Annotated in this window: 13 protein-coding genes and 2 pseudogenes; 10 read left to right on the top strand and 5 right to left on the bottom strand. The window is 34.8% G+C overall.

The features are described from left to right. Position 1: 1 nt before the first annotated feature. The 3 genes from AB3X49_RS08200 to AB3X49_RS08190 all read left to right on the top strand — a co-directional run bounded on the left by AB3X49_RS08200 (position 2) and on the right by AB3X49_RS08190 (position 3,804). Positions 2-823 (top strand): MerR family transcriptional regulator, encoded by an 822-nt coding sequence (locus AB3X49_RS08200; RefSeq protein ID WP_367961457.1) that lies wholly within the window; start codon positions 2-4, stop codon positions 821-823. 81 nt (positions 824-904) lie between these two features. Continuing rightward, positions 905-2,647, top strand: coding sequence for an amidohydrolase (locus tag AB3X49_RS08195; RefSeq protein ID WP_367961455.1), 1,743 nt, complete (start codon positions 905-907; stop codon positions 2,645-2,647). A gap of 107 nt (positions 2,648-2,754) precedes the next feature. After that, positions 2,755-3,804, top strand: coding sequence for an agmatine deiminase family protein (locus AB3X49_RS08190; protein ID WP_367961453.1), 1,050 nt, complete (start codon positions 2,755-2,757; stop codon positions 3,802-3,804). A gap of 54 nt (positions 3,805-3,858) precedes the next feature. On the opposite strand, the gene pepF is transcribed toward AB3X49_RS08190, so the two are convergent. Next, positions 3,859-5,646 carry an oligoendopeptidase F gene (gene pepF, locus AB3X49_RS08185; RefSeq protein ID WP_367961451.1) on the bottom strand — a complete coding sequence of 596 codons (1,788 nt, stop codon included), beginning with the start codon at positions 5,644-5,646 and terminating at the stop codon, positions 3,859-3,861. Positions 5,647-5,764: 118 nt separating this feature from the next. Next, a complete protein-coding gene (locus AB3X49_RS08180) occupies positions 5,765-6,556 on the bottom strand; it encodes an arylamine N-acetyltransferase family protein (RefSeq protein ID WP_367961449.1) in 792 nt (263 codons plus the stop codon). 321 nt (positions 6,557-6,877) lie between these two features. Between AB3X49_RS08180 and amyS the strand changes: the two are divergent. The 4 genes and pseudogenes from amyS to AB3X49_RS08160 all read left to right on the top strand — a co-directional run bounded on the left by amyS (position 6,878) and on the right by AB3X49_RS08160 (position 12,138). After that, positions 6,878-8,303, top strand: a pseudogene (gene amyS / locus AB3X49_RS08175) (alpha-amylase). Positions 8,304-8,834: 531 nt separating this feature from the next. Then, the gene (locus AB3X49_RS08170; RefSeq protein ID WP_367961446.1) at positions 8,835-10,736 is read left to right on the top strand and encodes an endonuclease MutS2; all 1,902 of its coding nucleotides are present in this window, start codon (positions 8,835-8,837) and stop codon (positions 10,734-10,736) included. A 6-nt stretch (positions 10,737-10,742) separates the two neighbouring features. Further along, positions 10,743-11,267: a GNAT family N-acetyltransferase gene (locus AB3X49_RS08165; protein ID WP_367961444.1), complete on the top strand. Its 525-nt coding sequence runs from the start codon at positions 10,743-10,745 to the stop codon at positions 11,265-11,267. Positions 11,268-11,427: 160 nt separating this feature from the next. After that, the gene (locus tag AB3X49_RS08160; RefSeq protein WP_367961442.1) at positions 11,428-12,138 is read left to right on the top strand and encodes a histidine phosphatase family protein; all 711 of its coding nucleotides are present in this window, start codon (positions 11,428-11,430) and stop codon (positions 12,136-12,138) included. Between the two features lie 66 nt (positions 12,139-12,204). Here AB3X49_RS08160 and AB3X49_RS08155 read toward each other — a convergent pair whose 3' ends face one another. Continuing rightward, the gene (locus tag AB3X49_RS08155) at positions 12,205-13,170 is read right to left on the bottom strand and encodes a quinone oxidoreductase family protein (RefSeq protein WP_367961440.1); all 966 of its coding nucleotides are present in this window, start codon (positions 13,168-13,170) and stop codon (positions 12,205-12,207) included. A 122-nt stretch (positions 13,171-13,292) separates the two neighbouring features. On the opposite strand from AB3X49_RS08155, the gene AB3X49_RS08150 reads away from it, so the two are divergent. Further along, positions 13,293-14,180, top strand: coding sequence for a LysR family transcriptional regulator (locus AB3X49_RS08150; RefSeq protein ID WP_367961437.1), 888 nt, complete (start codon positions 13,293-13,295; stop codon positions 14,178-14,180). A gap of 287 nt (positions 14,181-14,467) precedes the next feature. Here AB3X49_RS08150 and AB3X49_RS08145 read toward each other — a convergent pair whose 3' ends face one another. Then, a complete protein-coding gene (locus AB3X49_RS08145) occupies positions 14,468-14,956 on the bottom strand; it encodes a DinB family protein (RefSeq protein ID WP_215590011.1) in 489 nt (162 codons plus the stop codon). A 203-nt stretch (positions 14,957-15,159) separates the two neighbouring features. Between AB3X49_RS08145 and AB3X49_RS08140 the strand changes: the two genes are divergently transcribed. Next, a complete protein-coding gene (locus tag AB3X49_RS08140) occupies positions 15,160-15,615 on the top strand; it encodes a DinB family protein (RefSeq protein WP_328009760.1) in 456 nt (151 codons plus the stop codon). Between the two features lie 279 nt (positions 15,616-15,894). Then, positions 15,895-16,931 (top strand): annotated as a pseudogene (locus AB3X49_RS08135) (DUF4003 domain-containing protein). Positions 16,932-17,064: 133 nt separating this feature from the next. Here AB3X49_RS08135 and AB3X49_RS08130 read toward each other — a convergent pair. Continuing rightward, positions 17,065-17,370: DUF817 family protein (locus tag AB3X49_RS08130; protein ID WP_367961433.1), on the bottom strand; the 306-nt coding region annotated here is incomplete at its 5' end.

Genomic DNA, 17,370 nt, shown 5'->3' with positions numbered 1-17,370 from the left:
TATGTATACAATTACTGAATTTTCACGGATTTGTAAAATGAGTACACGAATGTTAAGGCTTTATGATAAAGAGGAAATATTGAAACCAGCATATGTGAATCCGGTAAATGGATATAGATATTATGAGCAAGGGCAGCTTGAAATAGCGTTGAAAATTAAAAAGCTAAGGGAGTACAAGTTCCCTTTACCGAAAATTAAAATAATTCTTCAATCATCAGATCAAGATTCATTTATTAAACATATGCAATCGCAAATTATAGAGTTGTCTCATGAGGTGAAACAAAATTTGCAGGTTATTTCAGAAATGAATGAAATGGTAAATATGAATCATGGTTTAAATATTGCTCGCCATAGAAGTTACGATATATTAATTGGAATGAGAAATGAAATGACGGTAATTACTCAAAGACTACAAATAGATATAGATGATATGGATAATTATTTTTATTCCTTATATGAAAAAGTACAAAAAAATAGCTTGCGAATAGTCGGTTCTCCCTCCGCAGTTTTTTATGATGAAGAGTATATTCCAAATCATAGTGATATTGAATTAAGAATTCCAATTATGGATGAGGATAATAAAGGCGTATTACAAGAGTGCGAAATAAAAAAGCTAAATCAGCATCAAATCGTTACTACTATACATTATGGAAGTTACGACTATATAGGTTACGCTTATATAGCGTTAGAAGAATGGATTGAAAGAAATGGTTATGTAATAAATAATTCACCATATGAGGTCTACATAAAGGGACCTGAATGTGATTGTTTAGTAGAAGAGTATGTCACACAAATTTGTTTTTTAGTTACGAAAATAGAATGAGAATAAGGATTGACATTAACATTATGTCAATCCTTATTCTATATACGAAAGCAATTTATCATAATAAAAAGGGGAAAGAATATGAAAAGAACAATCATGATTATTTGTATGATTCTTAGTATGGTATGGATTTCAGCGTGTACGCCTGAAGTAGGAGAAGGTGGGAATGGGGGCTCTGTTCTACCTAATCAGTTGCCGAAGAATGTAGTATTTAAAAATGGTACAATCTATACTTCTAATGAAAAGCAGGATATAGCAGAAGCTGTAGAGATTAAAGATGGGAAAATCACCTTTGTCGGATCAAATAAGGATGTAGAAGAATTGATAAATGAAGATACGAAAGTGGTGGATTTACAAGGACGCTTTATTCTCCCTGGTTTTGTGGACAATCATAATCATATATTTGAGGCGAAATCACCAGCAGCAGGGAATTGTAGTGTCTCACCAGATGCTTCGCTGCAAGAACAACGCTCGTATTTAAAAGCTTGTAAAAAAGATGTAAAGACAGGGGAATGGATAAGCGGAACAGGATTCAGTTTGGAAGAGCTGTTAAAAGATATGGGCGAAAAATCAGAACAACAAACGCCATTACAAGTTCTTGATGAGTTATTTCCTAATAACCCTGTATTAATTATGGAAAGAACTTCTCATTCTGTATGGGTTAACTCAAAAGCATTGGAAGTAGCGGGAATAAATAAAGAGACGAAAGATCCGCAAGGCGGAAGAATCATCCGGGATCCAGAGTCAAGAGAACCTTTCGGGCTTCTGTATGATACAGCAGGGGATATCGTAATGGAAAAAGCATGGAATTCTCAGCCTAATCTCTTTGAAAAAAATTATGAAGGTTTGTTAGACGGTTTAGATGAGGTTGCGAAGAATGGAATTACTACAGTCGGCGATGGACGTCTCTATTGGAAACGAGGCTGGTTAGATGTTTGGAATAAAGTTAATGATGAGAAAAAGTTAACATCACGAGTAGTACTTCGTCCGTGGGTATATCCGAACTTAAATGAAGCAGAACAAATGGAGTATTTCAAAAAAATTAAGCGTGATGATTTATCATCTCGAATGCTTATTAATCAAGTGAAGATGTATAGTGATGGAATTAGCATTAACAATACAGCTAAAATACTAGAAAAATATAAATTTGAGTGGTTTAAGGGAACACCGTATGGCTTGAACTATATTCCAGAAGAAAAAATGAAATGGTGGTTAACGGAACTTAATAAACTTGGTTACGGTGCACTCATTCATACGATTGGGGATGGCGGGGTAAGAGAGAGTTTAAATGCAATTGAAGCAGCGAAAAAAGAAGGGGCAAATCAGCCGTATACGCTCACTCATGTGGAGATGGTAGAAGATAGTGATATAAAACGTTTTGCTGAGTTAGGTATTAGCGCCGATTTCCAAGTAGGCCATGATTTTGCGGAAGATCCTAAACAAAGCTGGGCAAGTACGTATTTTACAGATCAACAGATGAAACGAATTATGCCGTTAGGGCGAATTTGGAAAACAGGAGCAAATGTATCGCTTAGTAGTGATTGGGATGTAAATGAACTAAATCCACTTGTGACAATTTCGAATGCGCTAAGTATTGAAGAGAAAGGCTTATCTGATATATATGCAGCTATTGATGCTTATACGATTAAGCCCGCCAAAGCATTAGGCCTTGATAATATTACTGGTTCAATTGAAGTAGGTAAATCAGCCGATATGGTATTACTAAATGAAGATATCACTAAAATGAGTGTCGATAAGATTCCGAATGCGAAAGTTTTAGTGACGGTTTTACAAGGAGAAGTAGTGTATCACAAAGAGAAATAAAGAGACACCTTATAAAGTAGTTACAAGTAAATGAATATATTCCTGTTGACCTTAACACGATGTCAAAGTTTAGACTGAACTTACATTCGAAGAAGGGGTGAACATGTATGAGAAATATGGAAAATAGTTTGTTTTATATGCCAGCTGAGTGGGAAAAACATGAGGGGACATGGCTCCAATGGCCTCATGATAAAGCTCATAGAGGTGAAGGTTACAAAGCTAAGCTAGATGATATTTGGGTAACGATGGCAAAGGAGCTTCATTACGGTGAAAATGTGCATATTGTTGTATATGATGAGGAAGAAAAAGTACATGTCCAATCGAAGTTAATGGAAGCGAAAGTGGATATGGATAAAATTGATTTCTTAGTTCAAGAGACGGATGACGTGTGGATAAGAGATAATGGACCGATCTTTGTAAAAGATAAGGAAGGCAATCTCTGCTTAACGCACTGGATTTTTAATGGTTGGGGAGATAAATATCCGTATGAAAATGATGCTGTTATTCCGGGAAAAATAAGTGAAATGTATAGCATTCCAAAAGTTAAATCTAGTGTTTGTATAGAAGGTGGAGGAATAGAGATAAATGGAAATGGCACCTTAATGGCGGCAAAAACTTCTATTATAAATGAAAATCGAAATCCTACACTAAATCAGGAAGAGATTGAAATAGAGTTAACGAAGTATTTGGGAGTAACGAATTTTATATGGATAACTGGTATTCGCGGAGAGGATAATTATGATGAAGATACAGATTACCATATTGATGGGGCAGCGCGTTTTGTAAATGAAAATACAATTCTTTATGAATATGATCCTTTTGGGGAAGGAGAGTCGTACCTTTTGGAGGCGCAGGAAAAGCATTATCAAGAATTGCGACAAGCGAGAAATATAGATGGAAATCCATTTCAGCTCATCCCAGTACCTGTAACAAGAAAAGTGGTAAAAGAGGCAGACTGTAAAGGTTCGTATTTGAACTTTTATATTGGAAATGAAGTTGTATTGGTTCCTATATACGGTGATGAACATGATAAGTTAGGACTTCAAATCATTGAAGGGCAGTTTCCAGGAAGAAGAATTGTCGGTGTTTATGTAAATGAACTGTATGCGTATGGTGGTATGATTCATTGTGTGACGCAGCAACAAGTGAATAAATGAAATGTATATTTTATATGAAAAAGCATGCAGATTCTATAATCTGCATGCTTTTTTCTATAATGCTGAAAACTCTTCAACAAGTTGGGTGAATCGATTTAATGCACTTTCAATCGGTTCTGGTGTAGTTAAATCAACGCCAGCTTTTTTCAGTAGGTTTAATGGATAGTCAGAACTTCCGCCTTTAAGGAATTCAATATAGTTTTTCTGAGCATTTGGATCACCGCTTAATAATTTATCGGCGATTTGAATGGCAGAAGCGAATCCAGTTGCGTATTTGTATACGTAAAATGGACGGTAGAAATGAGGGATTCTAGACCAGCCATATTTTACTTCTTCGTCAAATACGAGGGAGTCGCCATTATATTCTCTAAATAAGTTTTCGTAAATTTCACTAAAGACTTTGGCATTTAATGGTTTACCTTGTTCGGCCATTTCATGTGTGATTTTTTCAAATTCTGCAAACATGATTTGTGTAAAGAAAGTACCTTTAAAGCTATCGATAAAGTAGTTAATTAAATGATTACGTACGTTCGTTTCTTTTGCTTCTTTTAATAAATAATGAATTAATAACACTTCATTTACTGTAGAAGCGACTTCTGCAACAAAAATGGAATAGTGTGCAGAAATTCTTGGTTGGTATCCGTGTGAGTAATGCGTATGCATACCGTGCCCGCATTCATGAGTAAGGGTGAAAAGGCTATTTAAATCATCATGATGATTTAAAAGAATGAAAGGATGAACACCGTATACACCAAAGTTATAAGCGCCAGAACGTTTTCCTGGTGTTTCTCTCACGTCTATATAGCGTTTATCTTTAAAGTTTTTTAATGTTTCGATATATTCTTTACCTAAAGGAGCTAGTGACGCGATCATTATATCAAACGCTTCGTCGTATGGAATGTCTTTTTTTACACCTTTTACTAAATCAACACTCAAGTCGTATTGTCGTAGTTCATCTACATTTAATTTTTCTTTTCTAAGTTCATTATACGTATGTAATGATTGAATGTTTTTTTTCGTTGTCTCAATTAAATTTTCATATACTTCTTTCGGAACCATGTCGCCAAATAATGATTTTTCTAAAGCTGATGGATATTTTCGTAGCTTTGAGACAGTAACATTGTTTTTAATAGCTGCGGACAAAGTAGAAGCGATAGAATTCTTTAATTGAACGTATGGTTTGTAATAAGCTTTATAGGCTTCTTCACGATTCTCACGATTCTCATCTTCTATTAGCTTTGAATACATTCCACGTGTTAAGTTTACTTTTTCTCCATCATCAGTAGTCACTTCACCAAAAATTATATCTGCATTATTTAACATGCCAAATGTATGCTGCGGGGAGGAGAGTGCTTCACCCATTTGTGATAAAATCTCTTCTTGGTCTTTATTCAAAACGTGTTTTTTATAACGGTATAGCTCAAATAAGTCTTCTTTATAATAGTGTAAGCCTTCTGTTTCTTCTATGTAAGAATGTAATGTGTTTTCATCTACACTAAGTAAGAATGGGGAAAAGAAAGATTTAGCCGCACTTACTTTCACGTGTAATTGTGATACTTTATCGACAAGGGATTGAGCGTCAGTATCGCGTGTGTCAAGATCGGATTGTAATCGTGCATAAGCGAACATTAAAGATATTATGCTAGATATTTCTTCACTCTTTGTTAAATAAGCTAATAAACTATTGCCATCGTGAATACTGCCATTAAACTTGTGTAATTCATTCGTTAATACTTCAATTTTATGAAAATCGCTTTCCCAATCTTCAATTGTATGGTAAATATCCGTTAAATCCCATTTTTCTTTATCAGCTACTTGTAGTCGATCTTTAAGTTCAGTCATAATCATTTCCTTTCTAAATATGTAGTTATATTCCTATATAACTATGAAATACAACAAATTGCAAAAAATCCCTGCTGGAAAATAAAAAGCCTTGCCGGAAATGGCGAGGCTTTAAAAGTTATAATGTAATGCCGAACGTTGAATGAAGGAGGTTTGTATATTGCTCTTTTGTAATTGTTTCTTTTGTTTTATTTCTATTTTTCGTTACTGTAAGGCTATCTTTTGTTAATGATGCGTGCCCGTCATGAGTAAGTTTTACAACAAGAGGTACTTTGTTAAATGGTGAACCTTCATGTTCAACAATAATTTTTTGTGCTGCATTTGCTTTCGTTTCATCCACTTCTTCCAAGTAAAATGCATAACCTACTGTCCAATCATCAGTAGAAGATTGATCTAGAAACTCATTGCTTTTACGCATTTCTAAAATATAATTACCTTTTTCAGTCGTTTCTTTACGAATACGATAGTCGCCTGTTACAGAATGAACGATCTCACCTGAGAAAGGAACAGGGGAAAGGGGTAAATATGATCCGAAACCTACTTCAATTAAGTAAAGTTCATTATGATGTTGTAAAATAGTTGCGATATGCCCTGAATCTACAGCCCATATAGAATTTACAGCGTTATAAACTGTTCCTGAAACGAGATGGACATCGAATTTAGAGTCTTTAAGGAAGTAATACATAGCCGGATTCAATTCATAACAAAGGCCGCCACGGTTGTTTATTAAAATTTTTTCTTTTAGATTTTCTTTTGATATTTCTTTAAAGTTCTTTTCGAGAATATTTAAGTTTTCAAAAGGGACAGATTGTGACATTGCGTACATAATGTTAGGTAAATCTTCAAATGAAACTTTGTGTTTTTCTTCTATATTTAATCTTGCGAAAAATTGTTTTTGAAAGTCGGTCATAGAAATCCCTCCGTTATGCTTTTATAGATAAATTGTAAACAATTTTGAATCCGATGTGAATTTTAAACTATATGGGGTACTTGTGGAATAGTTGAATTCATATTTTGAAAAATAATGTGAGAGATTAAAAGATTGTTACTTTACTAACTGTAGAACGAATATTATAATAACTTTAACAAATTATGCAAACGTTTTCTTGAAGGGGATGGTGTAAATATGTTGAAAAGGATTACGGTAGTCTGTTTATTGTTTATTTTGCTTTTTCCTAATATATATGAGGGAAATAAGGCATAAGCAGCAACAGTGAACAATGGAACGTTAATGCAGTATTTTGAGTGGTATGCTCCGAATGATGGGAATCATTGGAACCGCTTGCATTCAGATGCTGGAAATTTAGCTCAGAAAGGAATTACATCTGTCTGGATACCCGCCTGCATATAAAGGAACTACGCAAAATGACGTAGGATATGGAGCATATGATTTATATGACTTAGGGGAATTCAATCAAAAAGAAACGGTACGAACAAAATATGGGACAAAAGCACAATTGAAATCTGCAATTGAAGCTTTACATAAGCAAAACATCGATGTAGTTATGAATCATAAAGGTGGAGCAGATTATACTGAAACTGTAACAGCTGTTGAGGTAGACTGTAACAATCGAAATATTGAAGTATCAGGTGATTATGAAATTAATGCATGGACGGGCTTTAACTTTCCTGGGCGCGGAGATACTTATTCTAATTTCAAATGGAAATGGTATCATTTTGACGGAACGGATTGGGATGAAGGAAGGAAAATAAATCGAATTTATAAATTTAGGGGTATAGGTAAAGCATGGGACTGGGAAGTGTCTAGCGAGAATGGAAATTATGATTATTTGATGTATGCAGATCTTGATTTTGATCATCCAGATGTTGCGAATGAGATGAAAAATTGGGGGACGTGGTATGCGAATGAATTAAATTTAGATGGTTTTCGTTTAGATGCTGTTAAACATATTGATCATGAATATTTACGCGATTGGGTAAATCATGTCAGACAGCAAACGGGGAAAGAAATGTTTACAGTAGCTGAATATTGGCAAAATGATATCCAGACTTTAAATAATTATTTAGCGAAGGTCAATTATAATCAATCTGTATTTGATGCACCGCTTCATTACAATTTTCATTATGCTTCAAAAGGAAATGGGAATTATGATATGAGAACTATTTTAAATGGAACAGTAATGAAAAATCACCCTGCACTCGCAGTTACTCTCGTTGAGAATCATGATTCTCAACCTGGACAGTCATTGGAATCTGTAGTAAGTCCGTGGTTTAAACCGTTGGCATATGCATTTATTTTAACACGTGCAGAGGGCTATCCTTCAGTTTTTTATGGTGATTACTATGGGACAAGCGGAAAGAGTAGTTATGAAATTCCAGCGTTAAAAGATAAAATTGATCCGATTTTGACGGCACGAAAAAACTTTGCATATGGTACGCAGCGTGATTATTTAGACCATCCAGATGTGATTGGCTGGACAAGAGAAGGTGATGGTGTACATGCTAATTCTGGTTTAGCGACATTAATCTCAGACGGACCAGGAGGATCAAAGTGGATGGATGTTGGAAAGAATAACGCTGGGGAAGTATGGTACGATATTACGGGTAATCAAACAAATACTGTAACAATTAATAAAGATGGATGGGGGCAGTTCCATGTAAATGGAGGCTCAGTTTCAATATATATTCAGCAGTAAATTTGTGATAAAAAAGAAGGGGCAGACTGAAATATAAGTTCTCCTCTTCTTTTTTACATTCTGCATAGTTATTAAAGTATGACACCTTTACTTCTTATAAAATATATAGTATGATGATTTCAATAAATTAGATTTCAATGAACATAAAATATAAATTAATGAGAGGTGCTTTTTGTGAGTGCGGTAGGTACTAAATAGGAAAAATTTAATGAAATAAATCGGATAAGACCAGGGGATTTTTATGTACATCATACCCATAATTTTGTCATGGATTTATTTCGAAACCTATGAAGATACCTACAATACTTTATAAAGCGTGTAATAAGGGGATTGCCATCCGTTTTTATGGCTTATTTCCTCATATGTTATTACTCATGCCTTGTAAATGTAAAAGCTGCGGTATCCCCGCAGCTTTTTTGTATATGTTTTTAATGTATAAAAATGGTAATTGAATAATGTAGAATTCATTGGAATCTAATGAGTAGGTATCTTCATTGATGATAGAAATCAATCATAGTGAGGAGAAACAAAATGAATACGATGACTTTTGAAAAGTTACAGTATAACGAATTAATGGAAATAGTGAAATCTTATTGTGTAAGTGGATTAGGTAAGGAATTATTAAATAAATTAGAGCCGAGTACGAGTATAAAAGTAGTGAGAAATCGCTTAAATGAAACGACAGAAGCACGAGCTATATTAGATGCGGAAGGGCATGTGCCTTTTTTCGGAATTTCTAATATCGCGAGTACAATTCAAAAATTAGAAAAAGGGATGATTTTAGATCCAGAAGAGTTAGTGAGTGTTTCAGACTTTTTACGTGGATGTAGAAAGATTAAAAAATTTATGTTAGATAAAGAATTCTTTGCGCCAGTATTATCTTCGTATGCAAATTCAATGTCTGAATTTAAAAGTATTGAAGAAGAAATTAACTTTTCGATTAAAGGAAATAGCATTGATGCGGCGGCTAGTAAAGAGTTGAAACGAATTCGAAATAACATTGATTCTGTTGATGGAAAAATAAAAGAACGTTTAACGAAGTTTTTAAATAGTAGTACAAATAAGAAATATATTCAGGAATTCTTTATTAGTAAAAAGGATGATCGCTATACGATTCCGATCAAATCTACCTATAAAAACCAAGTTGCGGGAAGTATTGTTGAAGCATCTGCAAAAGGTTCTACTGTATTTATAGAACCACATACGGTTACAAAATTAAATGCGGAACTCGCAAGTTTGAAAGCAGAAGAAGCGATGGAAGAGTATCAAATTTTAGCGACATTATCAGGAATGGTATTAGAAAACATTTATCATATAAAAATTAACATGGAATTGATTAGCCAATATGATATGGTATTTGCGAAAGCGAAATTTAGTAAATCAATCGATGGAATAGAGCCGAAATTAAACGATCATGGCTACATTCATTTAGTGAATTGTAAGCATCCGCTTTTAAGTGGAAAAGTAGTGCCATTAAACTTTGAAATCGGTCAAGAATACCGTAGTTTAATTATTACAGGACCGAATGCGGGCGGGAAAACGATTGTGTTAAAAACAATCGGATTATTAACATTAGCGACAATGTCAGGCCTGCACATCGCTGGAGATAAAGAAACGGAAATTGCTATTTTTGACAACGTATTTGTAGATATTGGTGATAATCAAAGTATTGAAAATGCACTAAGTACATTTTCATCTCATATGAAAAATCTGTCTGAAATTATGAGGATGTCAAATAATAATACGTTACTACTATTTGACGAAATAGGAAGCGGTACAGAACCGAATGAAGGTGCGGCGCTTGCGATATCTATTTTAGAAGAATTTTATCTAACGGGATGTATTACAATTGCGAGTACGCATTACGGTGAAATTAAACGATTTTCAGAAATGCATGGTGATTTTATGAACGCAGCAATGCAGTTTAATAGTGAGACATTGGAGCCACTTTATAAATTAATGATTGGTAAATCTGGTGAAAGTAATGCACTTTGGATTGCGAATAAAATGAATGTGAGAGAACATGTACTGCAAAGAGCGAAAGAGTATATGGGAAATAAAGAATACGCTATAGAAAAAGTGAATGAAAGCAAAATTAGAAAACCGAAATTCGCGCAAGAAAAAAGAGAAAATGACTATGAATATAAAATCGGTGACCGTGTGAATTTATTGGATCATGATGATTTTGGTATCATCTATAAGGAAAAAGATAATTTCTATAATGTTGTTGTATATTATAACGGTGAATTCGTTGAAGTGAATGTGAAACGTATTACTTTAGAGGTAGCGGCGAAAGAATTATACCCAGAAGGATATGATTTAAATACACTATTTGTTGATTATAAAGAAAGAAAAATGCAACACGATATGGAGCGCGGATCGAAAAAAGCGCTTCGTAAAATTGAAAAAGAAATAAGAAAGAATAGAGGATAATATAAAGTGATAAAGATTAGACAAGAACAAAAAAATGATTATAGTAAGACTGAAGAAGTTGTAAAAGAATCGTTTTTAAATGAAGAATTTAGTGATAAAACAGAACATGAACTTGTAAAACGTATTAGAAAATGTGATGCATTTATTCCAGAATTATCATTAGTTGCGGTTGATGAGGGAATAGTGGGGCACATTTTGTTATCAAAAATTACAATAGAACAGGATGGAACTTCTGTAGAATCATTAGCACTTGCACCAGTATCAGTTGCTAGGGGCCATCAGAAAAAAGGAATTGGCAGAAAACTGATCGTAGCTGCTTTAGAAAAAGCGAAAGAACTAGGATATGAATCTGTTGTGGTATTAGGACATCCAGAGTACTATCCGAAATTCGGATTTAAGAAAGCAAGTGAGTGGAATATAAAAGCACCATTTGAAGTGCCTGAAGAAGTGTTTATGGTGATGGAATTAAGAGAGAATGCTCTTGAAGGTGTAGAAGGAATTGTACAATATTCGAGTGCTTTTGCTGAGTAGGAGTATCGGTTAAGAAATGTAATCATAAAAGATGCTATCTTTTTGTAGGGATATACAGAAAGATAGCTTTTTTTATTAAGCAGATCTACTTACGTATATTTTGCTCAATGAATAATTGAGATGGTAAAATCGATATAGAAATGTAAAGGGAGAGAATAGAATGAAGAAGCGAGAAACAGATAGCAATGAGAATGTAGTTACGTTATATGTTACAAGACATGGAAAAACAATATTAAATACGAACCAGCGCGCGCAAGGTTGGGCAGATTCTCCGTTAGTAGAAAAGGGTGTGGAAGTTGCCTCTAATTTAGGAACAGGATTAAAAGATGTTCATTTTGCGAATGCGTATAGTAGTGATAGCGGCCGAGCGATTGAAACTGCTAATTTAGTATTAAAATATAGTGAGCAATCAAACTTAAAACTTGAGCAAAGGAAAAATTTACGAGAATTAAATTTTGGTATTTTTGAAGGTGAAAAACTTGAAAATATGTGGGATGTGGTTGGAAAAGCTGCGGGCGTTGCATCACCAGAAGAACTCATGAAGTTTTCTATTCAAGAAGTGATTAATCTTATTAGAGCAGCAGATCCTACGAAACAGGCGGAAGATTGGGAATTATTTTCTACTCGTATAAAAACAGAGATTGATAAAATTAGTGAAGAAGCTGCTAAAAATGGAGGCGGTAACGTTTTAGTTGTCGTTCATGGGCTTTTGATTACTGCATTAATAGAAATGCTAGATTGTAGTAAAACAAAACTTGGAGTGGAAAATGCAAGTGTAACGAAAATTTCATATAAAGATGGGGAATACATCGTCGAGTCGGTTGGAGATATGAGTTATGTTGCAAAAGGGAAAGAAAGTGTGGAAATATAATTAAATCTCAAATAGAGATAAGAAAAGGAGGCTAGAAAATCTAGCTTCCTTTTTTAGTTAGATTAATTATGGAATTAATAAAATCTTCCCAGTACTTTTTCGGCTCTCTAATAATTCATGTGCAAGAGCACCATCTTGTAAAGAGAATGTAGTAGCATTCGCGATGTTTAATGTTCCAGTCGTAATCCAATCAAATAATTGAGTAGAGCGTTGCTTACGTTCTTCATACGTAGTAAGAACGTTCCAAAGGTCTCCGCCAGTTAAAGTTTTTGAAGTATCCATAAGCATACGCGGATCAACTGGCGCAGGATTACCGCCAGCCATTCCGTAAAATACGACAGTACCACCAACTTTAGTCGCTTTAAAGCTTTCTTCTAATGTAGAACCTACGGATTCATACACAATATTTACGCCAGCGCCATTAGTCATTTCAAGTACATTCGTATGCCATGCTTCGGTATATAAAAATACGTGATCAGCACCAGCTAACGTAGCTATCTTTGCTTTTACTTTTGATGACGTAAGGCCGATAACTGTTCCGCCCTGTAGTTTAATCATTTGGATAAGAAGCTGACCAACGCCACCAGCTGCGGCATGTACTAAAGCTATATCACCCGGTTTTATTTGATAGCTATCTTTCGTTAAATAATGTGCTGTTAATCCTTGTAATAAGACAGAAGCGGCTGTTTCAAAAGAAATAGAATCTGGAAGCGTAATTGCTTTTTCAGATGGAACGGCAACTAATTCTGCATTTGAGAATGGAACGTCAGCAAATGCAATGCGGTCTCCGGGATTGATAGTGGTAACGTTAGCTCCTACTTTTTCAACAATACCAGCGCCTTCATAACCTAATATATAAGGCGGGTTACCAGCGAGATGATAATCGCCGCGGCGTCTATAAATATCAGCGAAATTTAAACCGATTGCTTGCATGCGAACAAGAACTTCATTTGGATTTATGATTGGATCATGTATTTCTTTATATTGTAGTACATCTGGACTTCCAAACTGTTCGAAACAAAGTGCTTTCATATGGAATACCTCCATTTTATTGTTTGTCGATGCTATTTATCATACAATACAAATATCAATAGACAAAGAGGATTATTTCGATGAAATCAATCGGAAATACCGATTGAAAAGAGGGATGATAAATGGAGATAAAACAATTAATTACATTTAAAGTAGCAGCGGACACTTTGAACTTTACGCAAACTGCGAAGAAATTGAACTTTGCTCAATCGAGTGTAACGGCGCAAATTAAAACGTTAGAGGCTGAGCTCGGTACGCCATTATTTGAAAGATTAGGAAAACGTCTTTTCTTAACTGAAGCAGGCAGGAAGTTTCAACTATATGCTGATAAGATGATTGCACTCAGTAACGAAGCGAAAATGGCTGTGAAAGATGATGAGGAAATAGCGGGTACGTTAATAATCGGTGCACAAGAAAGTCAATGTACATATAGGCTTCCATCTATATTAAAGAAATTTAAAGCACAATTTCCCCAAATAAAGCTTATATTTAAACCTGCACATTCCAATAAAGATGCGAAGGAACAATTGATGGAGGGGAAAGTAGATCTTGTATTTATTTTGGACGAATGTAAAACAGAGGATGTTTTACATGTGGAGCCACTTATGAAAGAAGAATTAAAAGTAGTAGCTGCTCCTACGCATCGTTTACTTGAACAACCTTCCGTTTCTACAAAAGATTTAGAAAGCGAAACACTTTTACTAACAGAACTAGGTTGCTCGTATCGGACTTTATTTGAAGAGTTATTCCGTGCGGAAGATGTATACCCAGCAAATAAGATTGAATTTGTTAGTGTCGAGGCAATTAAACAATGCGTTATTGCAGATTTAGGTATAGCAGTTTTGCCAGCAATAGTAGTAGAAAAAGATATACGAGAGGGAACGATAAAGGAATTAGTCTTAAAGAATACAATCACTCCGATCTATACGCAAATTGCTTGGCATAAAGATAAATGGATGACAGCGCCACTACAGCAATTTATTGAGGTGACGAGGGAGTCTTTTAATTAACGGGTGTTATAAGTGAGGAAGTAATATAATAAACGATTAACTTATTTACGGAAAGAAAGAGCATGTTTTGAAATAGATTAATCAAAACGTACTCTTTCTTTTTTGTGTTTATCGCGCATTAACGGGTAGTAAGACTCCCACCTTAAAATTTGGCTGGAGCAAAGAAGTTAGGTGGGAGATCAACTGCCCGTAAACGCCCGATTGGTGAAGGCTAATAATCAGTGGAGGACGAACAAAGCCCCCACTGATTAAAGTTTCACTTTATTAAGTTCAGTTGCAGTAATTAACTAACTAAGGTCTGTGTCAGGAGGAGTGTATCCGTGGTGACGAGCCATTGATACAATTTGACCTTTATGATGAAATTCATGTGTTTCCGCATGAGTTAAAAGCCATAGCGGAGTTGTGCTCCAAGGTTCTTTTTGCCATTTCACTTCATTTGCTATATTTTCGAGCCAACGGTCATTGTATTCATCTAAAAAACGCATTACAACCTCATCGACTAACTTAAATCTAGCACGAACTTTCTCGACATCTGCATGCTCAATTTCATAATCACTAGCGAATGAAAAATCTGCTCGTTTTTGCTTGAATGCGAATGATCCAAGCCAGTATCGGTAGCAATCAGCTACATGAATATGGGTTTTTAAAATGCTGCCACTTCCGAAATTAGGAACTGTGCTGTGCAATTTTTCTCGTGGAATTTCTTCCAAAAATGTAAATAGATTTTCTCTTGTAGAACGAATAAGATTATATTGTTGTTTTAAAACATGTAACATGCCATTACACTCCTCTTTTATTTACTAAACTATTTGTGTAGTAAGTAATTCTATATTTACGAGGGGTGAACCTTTTTATTATTTTTACTAAGCATATTAGATGTTTTTCTTAATTGTTTCTGATAGATTAAACAAGGTGAAACTTTAATAAATTTAACATCCTTAGTTCATAATAAATTGTACATAAAAAAGGGGACGATAAAATGAATAGAATAATTGGTTTAAAACAATTTGAAATAACGCGTGGGGCATTACTTAAATTTATGGAAACGTTAGATGACAAAACTGCGGATACGCAGCCGGAGGGCTTTAACAATACAATTCGCTGGCATATCGGTCACGTGTTAACGGCGGCAGAAACTTTCATGTTTGGAAGAGAATTTAAACAATTACCAACTGAATATCCAGGTATGTTTGGATATGGTTCAAGACCATCTAAATGGAAAACAGAAGGGCCATCATTAGAAGTGTTAACGGTTCAATTAAAAGAACAAGCGAAGCGCATTCAAGAAATTCCAGCAGAAGCATTTGAAAATAAACTTCCAGAGCCATTTTTAGGGTTGGAAACAGTTGGAGAGCTTTACGGTATGATGCTTTATCATGAAGCAGACCATATTGGGCAAATGAAGGCGATGGAACGTATTATTAAGGCTCTTTAGTTTTTGGTAATGTTAAATAATATATAGACAAAAAAGGGTAGATAATTTATTATCTATCCTTTTTTGTTGTTGAACTTCTTGAAGGATTAAGGATTATGAACGCTAATCATCGTGATGCTGATGAAGAAGGAAAGAAAACCAACCAATTAGGATAAAGAAACATCCTAAATTTTATGGTAGTTATTATTTTTTTTGTATTACTTAATAGAAAAATATTGAAAATAATACAGAAGAAAGTATAAGGTTGCAAAATCTGTATGAAATAGGGTATTCCTAAATATGGAATATACGTATAATAAAAGAGAGGAACTAGAAAATGGGGGAATACTATGATTACATTGGAACAAAAGTTGGAGCAATACACACATACATATGCACAGTTAAAGGGAGAACTAAAATGGAAAACAAGTGATTCTCGAACAGGTATGATGATTGCTGCTAAGTATGCAGGTAGTGATAAACTGTTTGATCTCGGACGTTTTTTAGAAATTAGTAGTTATATTAAGAATCAGGTAGGGATGTTTTCATACTTAAAGTCTTATCATCGCTTTGTGGTGGCCGCAACATTAGATATTCACTTTACAGATTACAAGGAAGCTTTTCGGAGGTTTTTAGATTTATATGAACAATTGGTCGCGGGTGGCTTTAGCCGGAGTATATTTACTTATCTCGCAGCAGCTGTGCTTTTAACAGAAGAACGTGGACAGCAAGGTACGCACATTCAGCGTTCGATACAAGTATATAAACGCATGAAAAAGGATCATCTCTTTCTTACAGGTACAAATGATTATCCGCTCGCGGTTTTACTAGCAGGACAATCAGAGAATGTAGAAATACTTATGGACCGAGTGGAACGTCTGTATCAGAAACTAGCGAAAGCTGGTTTGCGTAAAGGGAATGATCTTCAGTTTTTAAGTCATATCCTCTCACTAAAGAAGGATGTCCGTGAAGAAATGTTAGTTGCAACATGTACAAGCATTTGGAAGTTGTTAAAACAAGAAAAGGTAAAAGTGAAACAGATGCATTATCCAGCTATCGGGCTACTAGCGTTACTTGAGGATGGAGAAAAAGAGATTCATTCTATTAAAGCATTGATTGAAAAATTGCAGGGGGAGAAATTATTCCGTTGGCATACAGATACGAATATTCTTATTGCTATTCAACTGTTTGTAAGTCAGAAAGGTGAGGAGAGTAAAGCTACCAACACAGGTTTACAAACTATGATAGAAGTCCTCATACAAGCACAACAGGCAGCTATGATGGCAACGATTGCCGCTTCATCTGCAGCAACCTCTTCTGCTAGTACTAGTTCATAATGTGCAACTGCTTATGCTCTCGTAAATTATGATGAACCTATAATGCCTTTGATGAGGATGGTTTAAAAAAGGCCCATCACTCTCTAATGAGTGATGGGCTAACTGTTTTTAAACTGTTTTTACATAATCAGCATTATCTTTTCGACTGCTTCAAATGTTTGAGTTGTGTAACAATCATAATGCTAATAACAACGAGTAAAAACCATGAGCTAATTTTGCTTAAGTGAACGAGGCTCCATGTTTCCCGTTGATTTGGATATTGCCATGCTCCGAAGAAGGTAGCGATGTTTTCTGCAATCCAAATAAAGAACCCGATAAGGAAAAATGAGAGTACGAGCGGCATTTTATATGTAACGCCTCGTAATGAAAATTCCACAAATGTGCGAAAGAAAACAATGAATAAAATTAAAGTTAATACCCATCTAAAGTCATATAGAAA

The sequence above is a fragment of the Bacillus sp. C30 genome (assembly GCF_040838255.1).
GTDB lineage: Bacteria > Bacillota > Bacilli > Bacillales > Bacillaceae_G > Bacillus_A > Bacillus_A mycoides.
Note: the sequence above shows the minus strand (reverse complement) of the source record. Positions and strands in the feature narration are given on the sequence as shown.